Annotated in this window: 16 protein-coding genes; 9 read left to right on the top strand and 7 right to left on the bottom strand. The window is 57.9% G+C overall.

The features are described from left to right. Positions 1–52: 52 nt before the first annotated feature. The 6 genes from fhuB to hrpB all read right to left on the bottom strand — a co-directional run bounded on the left by fhuB (position 53) and on the right by hrpB (position 11,388). Complete coding sequence (gene fhuB / locus LBF07_RS15165; protein ID WP_094934546.1) at positions 53–2,035, bottom strand: Fe(3+)-hydroxamate ABC transporter permease FhuB; 1,983 nt, start codon at positions 2,033–2,035, stop codon at positions 53–55. After that, complete coding sequence (gene fhuD, locus LBF07_RS15160; RefSeq protein ID WP_033144664.1) at positions 2,032–2,922, bottom strand: Fe(3+)-hydroxamate ABC transporter substrate-binding protein FhuD; 891 nt, start codon at positions 2,920–2,922, stop codon at positions 2,032–2,034. The genes fhuB and fhuD overlap by 4 nt, the downstream gene beginning before the upstream one ends. Continuing rightward, positions 2,922–3,719, bottom strand: coding sequence for a Fe3+-hydroxamate ABC transporter ATP-binding protein FhuC (gene fhuC, locus LBF07_RS15155; RefSeq protein WP_033144663.1), 798 nt, complete (start codon positions 3,717–3,719; stop codon positions 2,922–2,924). Before fhuC ends, fhuD begins: the two co-directional genes overlap by 1 nt. Positions 3,720–3,769: 50 nt before the next feature. After that, positions 3,770–6,019: a ferrichrome porin FhuA gene (fhuA, locus tag LBF07_RS15150; protein WP_033144662.1), complete on the bottom strand. Its 2,250-nt coding sequence runs from the start codon at positions 6,017–6,019 to the stop codon at positions 3,770–3,772. A 235-nt stretch (positions 6,020–6,254) separates the two neighbouring features. Beyond that, positions 6,255–8,780 carry a bifunctional glycosyl transferase/transpeptidase gene (mrcB, locus tag LBF07_RS15145; RefSeq protein WP_094934545.1) on the bottom strand — a complete coding sequence of 842 codons (2,526 nt, stop codon included), beginning with the start codon at positions 8,778–8,780 and terminating at the stop codon, positions 6,255–6,257. Positions 8,781–8,958: 178 nt separating this feature from the next. Continuing rightward, positions 8,959–11,388 carry an ATP-dependent helicase HrpB gene (gene hrpB, locus LBF07_RS15140; protein WP_112778037.1) on the bottom strand — a complete coding sequence of 810 codons (2,430 nt, stop codon included), beginning with the start codon at positions 11,386–11,388 and terminating at the stop codon, positions 8,959–8,961. A gap of 73 nt (positions 11,389–11,461) precedes the next feature. Between hrpB and thpR the strand changes: the two genes are divergently transcribed. From thpR to panD, 9 genes are all read left to right on the top strand, one after another. Beyond that, entirely contained in the window at positions 11,462–12,016 is a 555-nt protein-coding gene (gene thpR / locus LBF07_RS15135) for an RNA 2',3'-cyclic phosphodiesterase (RefSeq protein ID WP_023310437.1), read from the top strand. Further along, the gene (gene sfsA / locus LBF07_RS15130; RefSeq protein ID WP_094934543.1) at positions 12,006–12,710 is read left to right on the top strand and encodes a DNA/RNA nuclease SfsA; all 705 of its coding nucleotides are present in this window, start codon (positions 12,006–12,008) and stop codon (positions 12,708–12,710) included. The genes thpR and sfsA overlap by 11 nt, the downstream gene beginning before the upstream one ends. 176 nt (positions 12,711–12,886) lie before the next feature. Further along, complete coding sequence (dksA, locus tag LBF07_RS15125; protein ID WP_001155232.1) at positions 12,887–13,342, top strand: RNA polymerase-binding protein DksA; 456 nt, start codon at positions 12,887–12,889, stop codon at positions 13,340–13,342. 59 nt (positions 13,343–13,401) lie between these two features. Further along, complete coding sequence (gene gluQRS / locus LBF07_RS15120; RefSeq protein ID WP_047060102.1) at positions 13,402–14,292, top strand: tRNA glutamyl-Q(34) synthetase GluQRS; 891 nt, start codon at positions 13,402–13,404, stop codon at positions 14,290–14,292. Positions 14,293–14,334: 42 nt separating this feature from the next. Then, on the top strand, positions 14,335–15,732 hold the full coding sequence (gene pcnB, locus LBF07_RS15115) for a polynucleotide adenylyltransferase PcnB (RefSeq protein ID WP_072162357.1): 1,398 nt from the start codon (positions 14,335–14,337) through the stop codon (positions 15,730–15,732). Further along, positions 15,729–16,208, top strand: a complete 480-nt coding sequence (gene folK / locus LBF07_RS15110; protein ID WP_033144656.1) for a 2-amino-4-hydroxy-6-hydroxymethyldihydropteridine diphosphokinase — start codon at positions 15,729–15,731, stop codon at positions 16,206–16,208. The genes pcnB and folK overlap by 4 nt, the downstream gene beginning before the upstream one ends. A 123-nt stretch (positions 16,209–16,331) precedes the next feature. Further along, positions 16,332–17,123, top strand: coding sequence for a 3-methyl-2-oxobutanoate hydroxymethyltransferase (gene panB / locus LBF07_RS15105; protein WP_047060107.1), 792 nt, complete (start codon positions 16,332–16,334; stop codon positions 17,121–17,123). A gap of 11 nt (positions 17,124–17,134) precedes the next feature. Next, entirely contained in the window at positions 17,135–17,986 is an 852-nt protein-coding gene (gene panC / locus LBF07_RS15100; protein WP_023310431.1) for a pantoate--beta-alanine ligase, read from the top strand. A 33-nt stretch (positions 17,987–18,019) separates the two neighbouring features. Next, the gene (gene panD / locus LBF07_RS15095) at positions 18,020–18,400 is read left to right on the top strand and encodes an aspartate 1-decarboxylase (RefSeq protein ID WP_006810068.1); all 381 of its coding nucleotides are present in this window, start codon (positions 18,020–18,022) and stop codon (positions 18,398–18,400) included. Positions 18,401–18,403: 3 nt separating this feature from the next. On the opposite strand, the gene LBF07_RS15090 is transcribed toward panD, so the two are convergent. Next, positions 18,404–19,651, bottom strand: coding sequence for a polysaccharide deacetylase family protein (locus LBF07_RS15090; RefSeq protein ID WP_045355167.1), 1,248 nt, complete (start codon positions 19,649–19,651; stop codon positions 18,404–18,406). Positions 19,652–19,708: the final 57 nt, after the last annotated feature.

Raw genomic sequence — 19,708 nt, 5'->3', positions numbered from 1 at the left:
GGAGAGGGAGCAAACACTAAAACGGCAATTAAAGGATTGCCGTTTACTTTTATTACCGACTCTGCTTTCTCAACAGATAAATAAAGTACGGCGCACCGATAAAGGTCGACAGCAGACCCGCCGGGATCTGATACGGGAACAGCACCATTCTTCCGCACCAGTCCGCAAACACCAGCATCACCCCGCCCGTCAGGGCCGACATGACGATATGCGGCATCGTCCGGCGGAATCCCATCATTCTGGCAATGTGCGGCGCCATTAATCCGACAAAACTCAGCGGTCCAATCGTCAGGGTTGCCACAGCCGTCAGGCACGCCGCCAGCAGCAGCAGGGCCACGCGCGCTGGCGTCAGCGCCATTCCCACCGCACGCGCGGTTTCGCCGCCGAGCGGCAGAATGGTCATCCAGCGGCGGCACAGCGGCACCATCGCCAGCAGCACGAGCATCGCGATCCCGGACCAGACCACCTGGCTGCCGGTGGCGTTGTACGTCGAGCCGGAAATCCAGGTCAGGATCTTCGCCATACGCGGATCGCCGCTGGCCTGCAGCATCATCAGCAGCATGGTAAATGCGGTGCTGAGCGCCATCCCGGCCAGCAGCATGCGGTGCGGCGAAAACCCGCCGCGACCGGCGGCAATCAGGATAATCATCAGCGTGATTGCCGCGCCGATACTGCCGGCAGGCATCAGCCAGCCAAATGCATTCCCCGGCACAAAGAACAGCATCAGTACCACGCCAAAGGCGGCGCCAGAGCTGATCCCAAGCACTTCAGGGCTTGCCATCGGGTTGCCGGTCAGACGCTGAATAATGCACCCCGCCACTGCCAGCATCACCCCTGCGATCAGCGCAGCGAAGATACGCGGCCAGCGCCATTGCACCAGTTCATTGAGTAAATCACCCGTTGCCCAGTGCCAGCCCATGGCATCGCGTCCGAATGAGAGCGCCGCGAACGAGGCGATAATCAGCACCGCCAGACCGGCAAGGCTAAACCACAGCACCGACTGACGTTCAGCGTAGACTTTATCGCCGGCGTCCATCGCCGGTGCGCTCATGCTGCGCAAGCGCGGCAGCAGCCACAGCAGCAGCGGCGCCCCGATAAGCGCGGTCACAGAGCCGGTGGACACTTCCCTCCAGACCTGCGCCAGCCAGAGAATAAGCTGATCGGAAAGCCAGAGGATCAGCGCTCCAATCAGCGGCGCCAGCATCAGACGCGCCAGCAGGCGACGCGCCCCGAGCATTTTCGCCAGCAGCGGCGCAAACAGGCCGATAAACCCGATGATGCCAACCGCGTTGACCAGCAGGGCACTCAATACAATCGCCAGCGTCAGCGCCGCCAGACGAGCCAGCGACAGCGCCAGCCCCAGGTTACGCGCCACGCCATCATCCAGCCCCATGAGCGTCAGGGGGCGCAGGAGCAGCAGCGTCAGCACGACGCCGCCAGCCAGCTGCGGCCAGAGGTGCTCTACAACGCTCCAGTCGGTCTGGGTGAGCGTGCCGGTACTCCACAGGAACATGCTTTGCAGCCGATCGTGATGGAACAGCACCAGCAGCTGGTTAATCGCCCCGCAGTACAGGCTCACCACCAGCCCGGCCAGAATAAGCGTCACAGGAGAAAGGCGCTTGCCCCAGGCCACGCCAAAGACCAGCGCGCCCACCACGCACGCCCCCGCGAGTGCTGCAAACTGCGAGGTTAACGCTCCCGGCAGCGCCCACAGCGTGGTGATGGTGATCCCAAGCTGCGCGCCGGTCGCGACGCCGAGCGTGGTTGGCTCTGCCAGCGGGTTACGTAAAACCTGCTGGAACAGCACGCCCACCAGCCCTAAGCCGGCCCCGACCAAAAGGGAGATCGCCAGACGCGGCAGCAGGCTGTAGTGGAACAGCATCTGCTGAATATTGTCGATATCCGGCGAGGCCAGAGCGGCCCCCCACTGCGCGCGCGGTAAGGCCGCGGAGAGGTTGAACCCGGTTAATACCAGCGCAACCAGAAAAAGCAGAGATAACAGCAGCGCCGGGAAGCGGGCGATACGCGTACTCATGCTTTACCTCCCAGGGCGTTATCCAGCACGCGGGCAAAATGCATGGCCGACAGCGTCGCGCCGTAGAACCAGACCGCCGGGGCGCGCTGGAAGCGCTTCTCGCGCACAAACGGCATCGCCTGCCAGAGCGGGGTCGCCATCAGGGTTTGCATGTCGCGTTCGTTACCGTGGTCGAAACAGAGCACGTCCACATCGCGAAACGCCGCCAGGCGGTCGATACCCACGGCGGTACTGCCCCAGAAGGTCATCTCCCCTTCCCAGGCATTGCGAATGCCGAAGCTGTCCAGCACCTCCTGGAACAGACAGTTTTTACCGAAGACCAGCATATGGCGGGCATCCAGCAGCGTCACCATCAGCAGCGGACGATCGCCCCGGTGAGCAAAGCGCGGCTTCAGGGAGTCTATCAGGGCATCAAATTCGTCGAGATGCTTTTTGGCCTCCGCTTCGCGGTTGAGAAAGTGCGCCATCTCGTTAATCGAGTTTTTCGCCACGGCCAGCGGTTTTTTACCGTCGCTGAAAGCAAATCCACGTCCCGGCGCAATGCGCGCCATGGTCTCCTCTGACGGGCCGTAGCCCGCGGACCAGAACAGGAACGAGGGTTTCATCTGGGTGAGCAGCTCAAGGTTTGGCTCCGTACGCAGGCCGACGTCGATCACCGAGTCCGGCAGCTTTGGCTCGTTCACCCAGAGGTTATAGTTAGGAATGTCCGCCACGCCATAGGGCGTGACGCCGAGCGCCATCATCAGTTCGACCGGCAGCCACTCCAGAGCCACAATACGGTGCGGATCGACGGCGGCGGCACGCGCCGTATTCATTTTTAACAGCAGCGGCGAGAGCGCCATCGCCGTCAGCAGGCGACGGCGGCTAATGCGTGTGTTATTCAGCATCAGTAGACAAAGCTCACCGGTGCAGCCCCGGCCGGGTGAGGCAGAATACCCATCGGAATACCGTAAATATGTTCCAGCGTTTCGCTGCGCATCAGCTCTGCCGGTGTCCCCTGGGCAATCATCTCGCCCCCGCGCAGCGCGACGAGGTAGTCACAATAGCGCGCGGCCATGTTGATATCGTGCAGGACCGCAATGACCGTCAGGCCACGCTGCTGGCTCAGGCGATGCACCAGCGCCAGGACGTCGACCTGATGGGCGATATCCAGCGCAGAGGTCGGTTCATCCAGCAGCAGACAGCGGCTGTCCTGCGCCACCAGCATCGCGATCCACGCGCGCTGACGTTCGCCGCCGGACAGGCTATCCACCAGACGGTGCGCCAGCGGTTTTAGCCCGACCAGCGCAATCGCCTCTTCCACCTTCTCTCTGTCGGCGACGCCGAAGCGCCCAAGCGCACCGTGCCACGGATAACGCCCAATCGCCACCAGCTCGCGCACCGTCATCCCTTCCGCCTGCGGCAGCTGCTGCGGCAGATAGGCCACTTTGCGGGCAAAGGCTTTACTGCTCCAGCTCTCCAGCGGTTGGTCATCCAGCAGAATATCGCCTTCTGAAGGCGGCTGATGGCGCCCCAGCATCTTGAGAAGCGTGGATTTACCGGAACCGTTATGACCAATCAGGCCCGTCACTTTACCGGCAGGGAACGTCAGAGAGAGCGGATGCAGCAGCGTGCGCCCGGGTACGCGAAAGGAGAGATGATTGAGCGTAAAGGTGGTGTCGGGTTGCGTTTGAATATCCTGCATATCAGCCAACTTAAATAAAAAGGGCACGGCGAACCGTGCCCGAAGAGAGATTAGAAGCGGAAGGTCGCGGTGGCAACAACCTGACGTTCAGCACCCCAGAAGCAGCCGTAGGTATTGAAGCAGCTGGCAACGTACTCACGATCGAACAGGTTGTTCACGTGCAGCGCCACGTTTGAGCCAGCCATGCCAACGCGTGCCAGATCGTATCTGACCAGCGCATCGACAACGGTGTAGCTGCCCACCTTGAAGGAGTTCGCCGGATCACCATAGCTTGAGCCCGTGTAACGCACGCCGGTACCCAGCGTCAGACCCGACAGCGCACCGTCAAACAGGGTGTAATCACCCCACAACGATGCCATGTGTTTTGGCACCTGAGCAGGCGTGTTGCCTTTGTAGGTGGTGTCCGTGGTGTATTCCGCATCGGTGTAGGTATAAGAACCCACCAGGTTGACGCTTGCAGACAGGGCCGCTTTCGCTTCCAGTTCTACGCCACGCGCGCGGATTTCACCGCCCTGAACCGAGAAGAAGGAGCCCGCCGGGTCCGCCATCAGGTTGTTGGTTTTGGTCAGCTGGTACAACGCACCGGTGACGACGATCGGACGATCGTTCGGCACGTATTTCACGCCCGCTTCGTACTGTTTGCCTTTAGACGGCGAGAACAGCTTGCCCTGGGCATCGGTCTGCGAAGCCGGTTCAAACGATTCGCTGTAGCTAAAGTACGGAGTTACGCCGTTATCAAACAGATAGTTAACGCCACCGCGCCAGGTGAACTGGGTATCATCACGTTTGGAGGTGGTGTTCGTCACGCGGTTGTAGGATTCCTGATCGGCCCAGTCATAACGGCCGCCCAGGGTTACCAGCACTTTATCCCACTGCGCCTGATCCTGAACGTACAGCCCCGTCTGTTTCTGACGGTTGAGGATCTGATATGGGCCGGAGGTCGCGGGATCTTTTGAGCCGAAATCAAAATCGCTGTTCACCGGATTGTAGAGATCCAGCAGCGGAACAGAGTCGTCGTAACCAAACCAGGAGTTGATGTCATTTCGCATGCGCATAAAGTCAACGCCGGTCAGCAGGACGTGGTCCACCTCGCCGGTTGAGAATTTGCTCTGCAGCTGGGTATCAACGGTAAAGTTCTGCAGCTTTTCGTTATCGACAACGTATTTACGCGCCAGATAATGGCCTTTGTCCGATGGCGCTAGCGCGGCACACTGTTTGTTGCCGCTGTTTGCCGGATCGGTACAGACGCCATAGCCATATACGCTGTTTTGCGAGGTTTTGTTCTCGGCAAAGCGCAGGTTCTGACGCACGGTAAAGGTATCGTTGAACTCGTGGTCGAAGCTGTATCCCACCATTTTCTGGTTACGGGAATAGGTATTGTTCTTCGCGCCTTCGTTGAAGTTCGTCGGCAGACGATCGCCGTTCGGCAGCGGCTCAACCGTTCCCTCTTTTGGCAACCAGCCGTAGTAGCCCGTTTCAGGCTCGTTCTGGAAGTAGGAGAGGAACGTGAAGGTGGTTTTATCATCCGGACGCCAGGAGAACGATGGCGCGATGGCGTAACGCTGCTCTTCCGCACGCTCCTGCTGAGCGTTATTAGAACGCGCAACGCCCGTTAAGCGATAAGAGTAAACGCCGTCGTCGTCGATCGCATCGCTAAAGTCAAACCCGGTCTGGAACAGGCTATCCGTGCCGACTTTGAACTGGATCTCTTTCAGCGGCTCGGTTGTTGGGCGCTTACTGACCATGTTCAGCAAACCGCCCGGGCTGCTTTTGCCGTACAGAACGGAAACCGGACCGCGCATGATTTCGGCGCGCTCCAGCATGTAAGGATCAATTACCGCGTCGTTATAGAAGTTCCCCTGCATTTTCATGCCGTCGAGGTAGTTATTCTGCGTCTGGCCATCGGCCGCGAAGCCGCGGATGATCAAATAGTCATAGGTGTTAGACGCGCCGCGCGTGCCTACCGCAACGCCCGGCGTGTAGCTCAGGGCTTCTTTCACCGAGCGCGGCTGATGCAGCGCCATCTCTTCGGCCGTGACCACAGAAATAGACTGTGGAACCTTTTGAATAGGGGTATCCGTTTTGGTTCCGGTCGCGGATTGCCGTGCGGCGATGGTCGCAGCAGGCCCCCAGGCACTTTCCTGTGCCGCAGGTGCTGCGGTTACCGTAATGGTTTCTTCTTTTTTCGGGGTTTCGGCCGCGTGAGCATAAGCAGACATGCCGGCAACCGCTGTGGCGACGACGACCGCGAGCTTACGCAGCGACGTGTTCATTGGCTGAGCAGTATTGGAAAGCGCCATGTTGAATCTCTGATGTGAAAGTGAATGATAACGTAAACGAGAATTATTATTATGAGCGCCAGAATAATATGCGAAACGCTGGTTGCATAGCAAGCAGTAAGCGGCCCTATGAGAATTAAGGGTTTAAGAAATCATCAAGAGAAAACGAAGGGTTAATCAGAGTTAAAGCGAGGGTTAACGAAATGAGGTTTACGGGTAAAAAAAGCCCCCTTCCAGGGAAGAGGGCTTTAAAAGGTTAGTTACCGCCGAACATGTCTTTAATCCAGCCCGCGACACCGTCGCTGTCTTTCTTCTCATTCTGCTGCTGCGGCTGTTGCTGCTGCGACTGCTGTGGCTGAGAAGACTGGTCGAACGGGTTACCCGTTGGCTGTTCTGGCTGGCTTTGCTGGCACAGCGAGTCCGGGTTTGCGGTCCAGACAGGCAGCGTACGCATCCCGCCGCCGCAGACGAAGTTACCGGAGCTGTCCACGCCCATATCGACGATATCTTCCGGCGCAACCAGATTCAGCGGCACAGGAGACTGATTCGCCAGATAGCGCTGGTAAATCGACATCGCCCCGCTCGCGCCGTACAGCTTGGTCGGCTGGTTGTTGTCGCGGCCTACCCAGGTGATCACCACTTCACGGCCATCAATACCGGCGAACCAGGTATCGACGTTGTTGTTGGTGGTCCCGGTTTTACCCGCCAGATGCAGACCCGGATACTTCGCGCCCAGCTGACGGCCGGTACCGCGCTGCACGACCTGCTGCATCGTCCACAGCGTCATATAGGCGGCCTGAGCGGGAACGGCACGCTCCGCCTGCGGGAAGCTCTGATACAGCACGGAACCATCTTCGGCAATCACTGAGCGCAGGGCAGACAGCGGCGCGCGGTTGCCCCCGCTGGCAATGGTCTGGAATGCCTGCGCCACTTCGATCGGCGTCAGGTTAAGCGCACCGAGGATCATCGCCGGCACCGGATGCAGCTGATCTTTCGCCACGCCCAGTTTTTGCCAGGTATCGACAATCGCCGGCAGTCCCAGCGACATGCCCAGGTTCACCGTTGGCACGTTCATGGAACGGGTCAACGCATCCACCAGCATGACCTGGCCGCTGAACTGTTTATCATCGTTCTGCGGTGACCAGACCTGGCCGTTAGGCTGGCGCAGTGAGATCGGCGCATCCGCAATCCAGGTATTCAGGCGATACTGATTTGGCTGGCTCAGGGCTGTGAGGTAGGTTGCCGGTTTTGCCAGAGAGCCGATTGAGCGACGCGCCTGCATCGCACGGTTGTAGCCCGCAAACTGCGGCTCGGCCCCGCCCACCATCGCGCGCACTTCGCCGGTGTTACGGTCAACCACCACCATCGCGGTTTCCAGATCGGAGAGCTTACGCTGTTTCTTCAGTGCCGGAATGCCTTCCACAGCCGCTTTTTCGGCCGCATCCTGCGCCACGGAGTCAAAGGTAGTGAAGATCTTCACGCCGGAGAGATCTTTGACCTTATCACCGAGCTTGCTTTGCAGCTCCTGACGCACCAGCTGCATAAACGCAGGCTGAGGCGAAATCACGCCGCCGCGCGGCTGAACGCCCAGCGGACGCGCGCTCAGCATGTCGTACAGCTCCTGGTCAATCACCTGCTGCTGTTGCAGCAGACGCAGAACGAGGTTACGACGCTCCAGCGCCAGTTTCGGGTTACGCCACGGGTTATAAATGGACGCCCCTTTCACCATGCCCACCAGCAGCGCCTGCTGGTCCAGGCTCAGCTCTTCTACCGGGCGACCAAAGTAGTACAGACTCGCCAGCGGGAAGCCGCGGATTTCGTTATCGCCGCTCTGACCGAGGTACACCTCGTTCATGTACAGCTCAAGGATACGATCCTTGCTGTAGCGCGCATCCATCAGCACGGCCATGTAGGCTTCGTTCGCTTTACGCCAGTAAGAGCGTTCGCTGGAGAGGAACAGGTTTTTCACCAGCTGCTGGGTCAGCGTACTCGCTCCCTGCACGGTGCGACCGGCAGTCAGGTTAGCCAGTACCGCACGGCCAATCGAGTAGAGGCTGATGCCATCGTGCTCGTAGAAGTGACGGTCTTCGGTTGCCAGCAGCGTATCAACCAGCAGATCCGGAAAGCCGTTACGCGCCACGAACAGGCGCTGCTCGCCGTTTGCTGACGAAAGCATGGTGATCAGACGCGGATCGAGACGGAAGAAACCGAACTGACGGTTGTTATCCATGTTCTCGATGGTGTCCAGACGATCGCCGTCAAAGGTCAGACGCGCGCGCACCTGCCCCTCTTTGCTGTCCGGGAAATCAAACGGACGACGAATCATCTCAATGCTGTTGGACTGCACGGTAAATTCGCCAGGCCGCGTCATTTTTGATACCTGACGATACTGGGTGGCTTCCAGCAGTTTAACCATCTCGTTCTTGGTGATGGACATATCTGGCTCAAGGTTCACCATACGGCCATACACTGCCGCAGGGAGCTGCCAGACTTTACCGTCGATACGGCTGCGGATCTTCTGATCCAGATACACGCCGTAAATCGCCATCAGGACAACAAAAACAATAAACAGCTTCAGCAGCAGCCAGAACCAGCCGCGCTTGCCCCGAGGCTTACGCCCTTTGCCTTTTCCATTACGCGGCATCGGTTCTTCATCCTCATAATCGTCTTCATAATCATCGTCATAGTCCTCATCTCTGAGGCGACGACGGCTTACCTTTTCTTTCGCCGGACGCGTTGGTTTTCCCTTACGTCCTATTGGCTCGCGGTCATTCCCCGCCATGCTTTTTCTCCGCAACTTTCAGGCGCAAAGGCCAGATTTTCTTTTCTTTCACAGGCCTGTGAAAGAAGAAATCTCTCAAAATAAACAGCAAGACTTTCCTGTCAGGAAAGTCTTTAGTGTTTTCTCCCTCTCCCCGTGGGAGAGGGCCGGGGTGAGGGCATCAGGCCGCACTCCCCTTTTACGAATATTTCTTCGTTCGCCGCGTCGGCGCCGTATTCGCCGGATCGTCCGGCCAGACATGTTTGGGATATCGCCCCTTCATCTCTTTTTGCACTTCACGGTAGCTTCCCGCCCAGAACGCACCCAAATCTCGGGTGATTTGTAATGGACGATGCGCAGGCGACAGCAGCTCAAGCACTAACGGCACACGCCCTTCCGCAATGGACGGCGTGGTGGCTTCACCAAACATCTCCTGCATCCGAACCGCCAGCGCCGGCGGATTATCCTCATGATAACGGATGGCAATCCGGCTTCCGGTCGGCACAGTGTAATGCCCTGGCAGTTCACTATCCAGACGTTGACGTAATGACCAGTCCAGTAAATTCTGTAACGCGGTCTTAACATCAAGCGCCTTAAGGGCTCGCAGAGAGTGTACGCCGCTCATTTGCGGCAGTAGCCAGCGCTCAAGCGTAGCGAGCAGCGTCTCGTCATCCACCGCAGGCCAACCGTATTCCGGTAGCCACTTCGCGGCGCAGTGCAGACGAATGCGGTACTGCTCCGCTTCCGGCGTCCAGTTCAGGGCGCTCAGCCCTTTTTCCCGAATTCCGTTCAGCATCGCCTGATGAAGCTCGTCTTCCGACGGCTTCGCCAGCGGCTTCGTCCCAAGCGTCAACTTGCCAATCTGGCTGCGACGAAAGGCCTTCAGCGTGCCCTGGGCGTCATCCCATTCCACGGTATCAGATTGCTGAAGCAGCTGCGGACAGGCACGCGTCAGGGCGTCAATCTCTACGGCTATCGCCAGCAGGATACGCGCATCCGGAGAATGGCTGCCCTGCAGCAACAGCGGGGCGATCAGCCATTCGTGACGCGTCAGCGCGTCATCGCTGTCCAGCATCGCCCCCATACCGTTTGCCAGCTGGTAGCGACCGTCCAGCCCGCGCCGACGCGCAATCCTGTCCGGGAAAGCCTGGGCCAGCAGGAAGGCAATCTTGTCGCTGTCAGGCGCTCCTCCCCGGCTATTCAGGCGTTTACCCAGCTGCTGCGCCCGCTGCTGCCAGTTACCCTGGCTGCGCGAAAACGCCTGCCCCAGATCGCTGCTGCCACCGCGAGGCGGCTCCTCAAGAATAGCCGCCAGTTTTGCCGCCGTGGCAATTTCATCATCCCCTTGCGCGGCCACCAGCATCGCGGCCAGACGCGGATCGTTGCCCAGCGCCGCCATTTTCTGGCCGCGCGCCGTCAGACGCTCGCCTTCCAGCGCGCCAAGCTGGGTCAGCAACGTGCGCGCAGCGGTGAGGTTTACGACAGGAGGAGGATTAAGCCAGGTGAGCTGCTCAGGGTTCGGGCAGCCCCACTGGAGCAGATCCATCACCAGACCAGACAAATCGCTTTGTAAAATTTCCGGCGTGCTTTGCTGTGCAGCGCGTTCAGCCTGCTCCGCGCTGGTCAAATGCAGGCAGATGCCCGGCTCAAGACGCCCCGCGCGGCCCGCGCGCTGCACCATCGACGCCTGGCTGATGCGCTGCGTCAGGAGTTTAGTCAGCCCGGTACGCGGGTCAAAGCTTGCCACCCGCTCCTGCGCGCTATCCACCACCAGGCGAATCCCTTCAATGGTCAAACTGGTTTCAGCAATGTTGGTTGCCAGCACCACCTTGCGCTGCCCCGCCGGCGCGGGAAGGATCGCTTTACGCTGATCCTGTAGCGACAACGCGCCGTAGAGCGGGCAAAGCAGCACGTCGGCGCCTGTGCGGGTAGAAAGCTGCTCCTGCACGCGCTGGATTTCGCCCACGCCGGGTAAAAACAGCAGCAGGGAACCGGCTTCCTGGCGCAGCAGCTCAGCGGTGGCAATGGCGACGGCCTCGTCAAAACGCTGGTGGGAGGGAAGCGGCTGATAGCGGCGTTCAACCGGAAACGCCCGCCCTTCCGAGCTGATGACCGGCGCATCGGGTAATGCCTGTCGTAGCCGCTCGTTATCCAGCGTGGCCGACATAATAAGCAGCCGGAGATCGTCGCGCAGCCCCTGCTGCACGTCCAGCAACAGCGCGAGGGCCAGATCCGCCTGCAGGCTGCGCTCGTGGAATTCATCGAGGATCACCAGCCCGACGCCGTTCAGCTCCGGATCGTTTTGCAGCATGCGGGTGAGAATACCCTCGGTGACCACTTCAAGACGCGTGTTCGGACCAACGCAGGTCTCGGCACGCATCCTGTAACCTACCGTTTCGCCCGGTTTTTCATTCAGCAGCTCCGCCAGACGCTGAGCCACGTTGCGCGCGGCCAGCCTGCGCGGCTCCAGCAGGATAATTTTCCCGCGGATATTTCCGTCTTTCAGAATCTGCAGCGGCAGCCAGGTGGACTTGCCCGCGCCCGTTGGGGCATTCAGCAAAACCTGTGGGGAATGGTGTAAGGCAGCGAGAAGCTCAGGAAGAATGACGGCGACCGGCAATGAGGACACTAACAGCTCCAGAGGGTTAACATTAGTCGGCGTACATTGTAGCATCGGCGCATATCATTACCGAGTCCTCCGTATGCCTGAGTCGAAACGGCTGTTTTTTGCCATTGAATTGCCCACCACAATACAGCGTCAAATTGTTCGCTGGCGCGCCGATTGCTTTCCGCCGGAAGCGGGCCGCCCTGTCGCGGCGGCCAACCTGCACCTGACGCTGGCCTTTTTGGGCGACGTCAGTGCCGAAAAACAGCGGGCGTTAGCCGCAATGGCCGGGCGTATTGCCCAGCCGGAATTTACGCTGCACCTCGACGACGCGGGCCAGTGGCCGCGTTCGCGCGTGGTGTGGCTGGGAACGCGCCAGCCGCCGCGCGGCTTATTGCAGCTGGCGAATATGCTGCGCGCCCAGGCGGCGCGCAGCGGCTGTTATCAGAGCCCACAGCCGTTTCATCCACATATCACGCTGCTGCGCGATGCCGGTCAGGCCGTTGCCATCCCGCCGCCGGGTTTTCACTGGGCCTTTCCGGTCAACGCATTCGCGCTTTACGAATCCGTCTTTGCACAGGGACGCACCCGCTATACGCCACTACAGCGCTGGACGCTGGGCAACACCGAAAGGAATTCTGATGAAGTTTAGTCCTTCCCTGCAGCACGCTACGCTTATCCAACGCTACAAACGCTTCCTCGCCGACGTGATCACCCCCGAAGGGGTTCATCTCACCCTGCACTGCCCCAATACCGGCGCCATGACGGGGTGTGCGACGCCGGGTGACAGGGTCTGGTATTCCACATCAGAAAATAGTAAACGCAAATATGCCCATACCTGGGAAGTGACCGAAACCCAAAACGGAGCATTTATTTGCGTTAATACCCAGCGCGCAAATCAGCTGGTTAAGGAAGCGCTGACCCTTGGCGCCATTCCCGAACTGGTGGGATATGGCACGCATAAAAGTGAAGTGAAATATGGCGATGAAGGCAGCAGAATTGACTTCATGTTACAGGCGGAAGACAGGCCCGAGTGCTATATTGAAGTAAAATCAGTGACGTTAGCGGAACAGGAAAATGGCTACTTCCCGGATGCGGTAACGCTGCGTGGCCAGAAGCATCTGCGAGAGCTAATGAGTGTTGCGGCGGCGGGCAAACGCGCCGTATTGCTGTTTGCGGTGTTGCATTCAGCCATTGAACGTTTCTCCCCTGCCCGCCATATTGATCCTAAATACGCGCAATTGTTGAATGAGGCACAAAAGCAGGGGGTAGAGGTTTTCGCTTATAAAGCGGAACTTTCTGCCGATAATATGACTCTGAGATCCTCTCTTCCCATTGTCTTGTAAGGGATTAGACGATTGTCGAATAAGTGTTCTGGCCGCGTGCGCAAATACGCTTTTCCTCACAGGCTTGTCAAGTGTTACGTTTAGATAATTGCCTTACGGAAAAGCATCTGCTATTTATAGCGACCTGATTTTTCCCCCAACACGGGGATCGATAGTGCGTGTTAAGGAGAAGCAACATGCAAGAAGGGCAAAACCGTAAAACATCGTCCCTGAGTATTCTCGCCATCGCTGGGGTGGAGCCGTATCAAGAGAAGCCGGGCGAAGAGTATATGAACGAAGCCCAGCTGTCGCACTTCAAGCGTATTCTTGAAGCATGGCGTAATCAACTCAGGGATGAAGTCGATCGCACCGTTACTCATATGCAGGATGAAGCTGCCAACTTCCCGGATCCGGTAGACCGTGCCGCTCAGGAAGAAGAGTTCAGCCTCGAACTGCGTAACCGTGACCGCGAACGCAAACTGATCAAAAAGATCGAGAAAACGCTGAAAAAAGTCGAAGACGAAGATTTTGGCTACTGCGAATCCTGCGGTGTTGAAATCGGTATTCGTCGCCTGGAAGCGCGTCCAACCGCCGATCTGTGCATCGACTGTAAAACGCTGGCCGAAATCCGCGAAAAACAGATGGCCGGTTAATACCAGCGCTGTTCACACACTCCAAAGGCGGGAGTCTCTCCCGCCTTGTTACTGTTGATATGTCTGAATCACACTATATTGGGCGCTTCGCGCCATCTCCTTCCGGTGAATTACACTTCGGCTCATTGATTGCCGCGCTCGGCAGCTACCTGCAGGCTCGCGCCCGCCTGGGAAAATGGCTCGTACGCATTGAAGATATTGACCCTCCTCGTGAAGTTCCCGGTGCTGCAGACACTATTCTGCGTCAGCTGGAACATTACGGTCTTCACTGGGATGACGAGGTGCTCTGGCAGTCAAAACGTCACGATGCCTATCGGGAACGTCTGGCCTGGCTTCGCGATCGGGGGCTTTCCTATAACTGCACCTGCACCCGCGCGCGTATCCAGAGCGTGGGTGGCGTCTATGACGGCCACTGCCGCACGCTTAATCTTCCCCCGGAAAATGCCGCCGTACGTATAAAGCAGCGCTCCCCGGTGACGCACTTTAACGATCTCCTCTCCGGTGAGATTCATGCCGATGAACGTCTGGCGCGTGAGGATTTTATTATTCACCGCCGTGACGGCCTTTTCGCCTATAACCTGGCGGTGGTCGTCGACGATCGTTTTCAGGGCGTGACGGAAATTGTGCGCGGGGCGGATCTGGTCGAGCCGACCGTGCGACAAATATCGCTGTATCACCAGTTTGGCTGGACGGCCCCGGACTACATTCATCTGCCGCTGGCGGTCAATGCGCAGGGCTTTAAATTGTCAAAGCAGAACCACGCCCCGGCCCTGCCAGACGGCGATCCGCGTCCTGTTTTGATCGACGCGCTGCGATTTCTCAACCAGAATGTAACCAACGAATGGCAGGATCTGCGTATTGACGAACTGCTGAAAATGGCCGTTGCCAACTGGACGCTCGCGGCAGTGCCAAAAATCCAGCATTCTCAAATGCGTTGCGCTGAGCTATGATTAGCCGCTTTTTTCATAACAAAACACACTACGAGGTGTACCATTTTTACCCGAGTCGCTAATTTTTGCCGTAAAGTGCTAAGCCGCGAAGAGAGCATGGCGAACGATGCTATTGCACAGCCACACATGTCGGTTATTCCGCGTGAGCAGCACACTATTTCCCGCAAAGATATCAGTGAAAATGCCCTCAAGGTGCTCTATCGTCTGAATAAAGCGGGCTACGAGGCCTACCTCGTGGGCGGTGGAGTACGTGATTTACTGCTGGGCAAAAAACCAAAAGATTTCGACGTGACGACCAGCGCCACGCCTGAGCAGGTGCGCAAATTATTCCGCAACTGCCGTCTCGTTGGCCGCCGTTTCCGTCTGGCTCACGTGATGTTTGGCCCGGAAATCATTGAAGTGGCGACCTTCCGCGGCCACCACGAAGCGGGCGCATCCGATCGCACCACGTCACAGCGCGGCCAGAACGGCATGCTGCTGCGTGACAATATCTTCGGCTCTATCGAAGAAGATGCCCAGCGTCGCGACTTCACCATCAACAGCCTTTATTACAGCGTGGCGGATTTCACCGTGCGCGATTACGTCGGCGGCATGCAGGACCTGAAAGAAGGTCTGATCCGTCTGATCGGCACGCCGGAAACGCGCTATCGTGAAGATCCCGTGCGTATGCTGCGCGCCGTGCGTTTCGCCGCCAAGCTCAATATGCGCATCAGCCCGGAAACGGCAGAGCCGATTCCGCGCCTGGCGACGCTGATTAACGACGTGCCGCCTGCCCGCCTGTTCGAAGAGGCGCTGAAGCTGCTGCAGGCTGGCCACGGCTTTGAAACCTACAACCTGCTGCGCGAATACAACCTGTTCCAGCCCCTGTTCCCGACCATTACCCGCTACTTCACCGAAAGCGGTGACAGCCCAATGGAGCGGATGATTGCGCAGGTGCTGAAAAATACCGATACCCGTATTCGCAACGACATGCGCGTCAATCCGGCGTTCCTGTTTGCGGCGATGTTCTGGTATCCGCTGCTGGAAACGGCCCAGCGAATTACCCAGGAGAGCGGGCTTGCCTATTATGACGCCTTCGCGCTGGCCGCAAACGACGTGCTGGACGAAGGGTGCCGTACGCTCGCTATTCCAAAACGCATTACCACGCTGGTGCGCGATATCTGGCAGCTTCAGCTGCGCATGTCCCGTCGTCAGGGCAAACGCGCCTGGAAGCTGATGGAGCATCCAAAATTCCGCGCCGCCTTCGATCTGCTGTCGCTGCGTGCTGAAATTGAACGCAACCAGGAACTGCAGCGCCTGGCGCAGTGGTGGGCCGAATTCCAGGTTTCCGCACCGCCGGAGCAAAAAGACATGCTCACCGGGCTGGATGAAGAGCCGGAACCGCGTCGCCGCCATCGTCGTCCGCGCAAACGCGCGCCGCGTCGTGAAGGGACAGCATGACCCTCGCGTATATCGCCATCGGCAGCAATTTAGCCTCTCCGCTGGAGCAGGTGAACGCTGCCGTACAGGCGCTGGGGGAGATCCCGCAAAGCAAGATCGTGGCAGTCTCCTCTTTCTACCGCACGCCGCCGCTGGGCCCGCAGGATCAGCCTGATTATCTCAATGCCGCCGTGGTGCTGGAAACTGCCCTTGATGCCGAAACGCTGCTGGATAACACCCAGCGCATCGAACTGCAGCAGGGACGCGTACGCAAAGCCGAGCGCTGGGGACCGCGCACGCTGGACCTCGACATTATGCTGTTTGGTCACGAAACCATTAACACTGAACGTCTCACCGTTCCGCATTACGACATGAAAAACCGCGGGTTTATGCTCTGGCCGCTGTTTGAAGTCGCCCCCGATCTCATCTTCCCGGATGGCATCCCACTCCGGACCATTCTGGACAACCTCAACGCGGAAAGACCCGCCCGCTGGTGATCCGGTTCCCCTGCCGATTAACCTCAAAATAATTGTGGCTAATCGGTTACCTAAAATCATTGTTCCCCCGAATGTTACTGTTAGAATGCGCAAAGATTCGCTTTTGGGCTATCAGGAAACAGTATGAAACCAACCACCATCTCCTTACTGCAGAAATGCAAACAGGAAAAAAAACGCTTCGCCACCATCACCGCGTATGACTACAGCTTCGCCAAACTCTTTGCCGAAGAGGGTATCAACGTCATGCTGGTCGGAGATTCGTTAGGGATGACGGTACAAGGACATGATTCCACCCTGCCGGTCACGGTTGAGGATATCGCTTACCACACGCGTGCGGTGCGCCGCGGGGCTCCAGCCTGCCTGCTGCTTTCCGATCTGCCGTTTATGGCCTATGCCACGCCGGAGCAGGCATTCGAAAACGCGGCAGTAGTCATGCGTGCTGGCGCTAACATGGTCAAAATTGAAGGCGGCGCCTGGCTGGTGGATACGGTGAAGATGCTCACCGAGCGCGCCGTGCCGGTGTGCGGCCATTTGGGCTTGACGCCGCAGTCCGTCAACATCTTTGGTGGATATAAAGTGCAGGGCCGCGGTGACGCCGCCCAGACGCTGTTTGATGATGCCCTGGCGCTGGAAGCCGCAGGCGCCCAGCTGCTGGTGCTGGAGTGCGTGCCGGTTGAGCTGGCGAAGCGTATTACTGAAGCCCTGTCGATTCCGGTGATTGGTATTGGCGCAGGCAACGTGACCGACGGTCAGATCCTGGTGATGCACGACGCCTTTGGCATCACCGGCGGGCATATTCCGAAGTTTGCCAAAAATTTCCTCACCGAAGCGGGCGACATGCGCGCTGCGGTCAGGCAGTATATTGCCGACGTTGAATCCGGTGTTTACCCGGGTGAAGAACACAGTTTCCATTAAGGAGTCTCGTTGTGCTAATCATTGAAACCCTGCCGCTGCTGCGCCAGCATATCCGTCGTGCGCGTCAGGAAGGTAAACGTATCGCACTGGTCCCGACCATGGGCAACCTGCATGACGGCCATATGAAGCTGGTTGACGAAGCAAGAGCCCGTGCAGATATCGTGGTGGTCAGTATCTTCGTTAACCCAATGCAGTTTGACCGCGCCGACGATCTGGCACGCTATCCGCGCACCCTGCAGGAAGATTGCGAGAAGCTCAAAAAACGCCATGCGGATATTGTCTTCTCTCCGGCACCGGCGGATGTCTATCCTCAGGGTACCGATGAGGCCACTTACGTTGACGTACCGGGCATTTCCACCATGCTGGAAGGCGCAAGCCGCCCGGGTCATTTCCGCGGCGTATCGACCATCGTCAGCAAGCTGTTCAACCTGGTGCAGCCGGACGTTGCCTGCTTCGGTGAGAAAGATTTCCAGCAGCTGGCGCTGATCCGCAAGATGGTTGCGGATATGGGCTACGATATCGAGATTGTCGGCGTACCGATTGTACGCGCCAAAGACGGTCTGGCGCTCAGCTCGCGAAATGGCTACCTGACCGCGGACCAGCGTAAAATCGCGCCGGGCTTAAGCAAGGTCATGAACACCATGGCAGAACAGCTGCTGGCGAAAGAGTTAACGGCCGAAGAGATTATTGCTCTGGCTGAACAGGCGCTGAACGATAAAGGCTTCCGCGCTGATGATATTCAAATTCGCGATGCCGATACGCTTCTGGAGCTTACACAGACCAGCAAACGTGCGGTCATTCTGGTGGCGGCATGGCTTGGTCAGGCCCGCCTAATCGACAACAAAGTGGTTGAACTGGCGTAGGTTTCTCTACCCGGAAGATGAAAGGTAAACGTAATGATTCGCAAAATGCTGCAAGGTAAGCTTCACCGTGTGAAAGTCACCCAGGCCGACCTGCACTATGAAGGCTCCTGCGCCATCGACCAGGATTTCCTTGATGCTGCGGGCATCCTTGAAAACGAAGCGATTGATATCTGGAACGTTAACAACGGCAAACGTTTCTCAACCTACGCCATCGCCGCCGAGCGCGGGTCTAAAATCATCTCCGTTAACGGCGCGGCAGCGCACTGCGCGGACGTGGGCGATATTGTGATTATCGCCAGCTTCGTGATGATGTCTGATGAAGAAGCGCGCCGCTGGCAGCCGAAAGTTGCCTACTTTGAAGGCGACAACGACATGAAACGTACCGCGAAGGCGATTCCGGTTCAGGTTGCATAAGCACTATCCCTGCGGCTGATTGCTGATCAGCCGCGACATGGTCTCCAGCGAATCCGTTCTTAAGATGTACAGGCGTTTCAGTAAGAACGGATTATCCCCCGGCTTCACCTTCCCTTTCACCGTCGTCACCGCCAGATGGAAACCGGCATCATTCGCCGCCTTTATCGCTTTATTATCGTAGCCGCCAAACGGATAGGAAAGATAGAGCACGCGTGGATTAAACTGCGCCAGCGCGCGACGCGAGCGTTCAAAATCAAACAAAATCACGTGATAGCTGCGGCTCAGTAAAATCGGGTGCTTATACCCATCCACGCGGTGCAGGAAGTGGGTGTGGGACTGAATATCGAACACATCCTGAATCCCCTTAATCTCCTGCACGCTCATAAACTGCAGCGATTTTGGATCCCACTTCTGCGGATGGCCTTTTATGCGGGAAGAGATAATAAACGCGGTAGCCTTGAAGCCGTACTCTTTCAGCACAGGATAGGCATAGCGGCTGACGGATTTCAGGCCGTCGTCAAAGGTAATCACCACCGATTTTGCAGGCAGGTTCATTTTGTTACGCACGTACCCTTCAAGCTGGTACATCGTCAGGGTGGTATAGCCCTGATCGCGTAGCCAGGCCATCTGGTTGTTGAACGCACGTACGCTGGTCGTTGTGGACGTATGTCGAAAGCGCGTGTTTTCTTCATCACGCAAAATATGATGGTAGGTCAGAACCGGAAGGCCGTTATCTTCCTGCGCGTCCAGGCTGCTGATCCACGCCAGACGATTGCCGATGCGGATCTGGAACCAGGTCTGATTCAGCCGGTCTTTCAGTTTATTCAGTATGGGATAGCGCAGATTGGCGCTTAATGTACCGAACGGCGCGCTGCCGCTCGACGGCGCGTTATACACCGGCGTGTCTTTCCAGGTAATGAGGTTCTGATTGCTCAGGGGCTTATTGAGATCCCCGAGGCTGTCCTCGACGCGCTGTTTCCCCTGAACAGGCTCCAGGTGCCCCTTGTCGATAAACCCCGTGCCAAAACCGAAGCGAAATTCGTAGTAGTCCGCCGCCGCAGGCACAACGGCCAGGATCTGCCCTGCGCGCACGTTACCGACGTTGATCACGCTGTTCCCCACCTGCGCCCAGATCGCCGCGTCTTCGGTGGTTTGCATGTACTGGGCAGGCAGCGTGTGCTGACTGAGTAAACTGGCTGAGCTGACGCCGGAAATGAGCATCAATAGCAAGAAAAGAATGCGCGGTAGCATGATGTCTTAATCGGTGCGGAAAACTGCCGCTATTGTAACAAATGAGACATCAATACC

Origin of the sequence: Enterobacter cloacae complex sp. ECL352 (genome assembly GCF_020149545.1) — a bacterium.
In the GTDB taxonomy this organism is placed as follows: Bacteria; Pseudomonadota; Gammaproteobacteria; order Enterobacterales; family Enterobacteriaceae; genus Enterobacter; species Enterobacter asburiae_B.
Note: the sequence above shows the minus strand (reverse complement) of the source record. Positions and strands in the feature narration are given on the sequence as shown.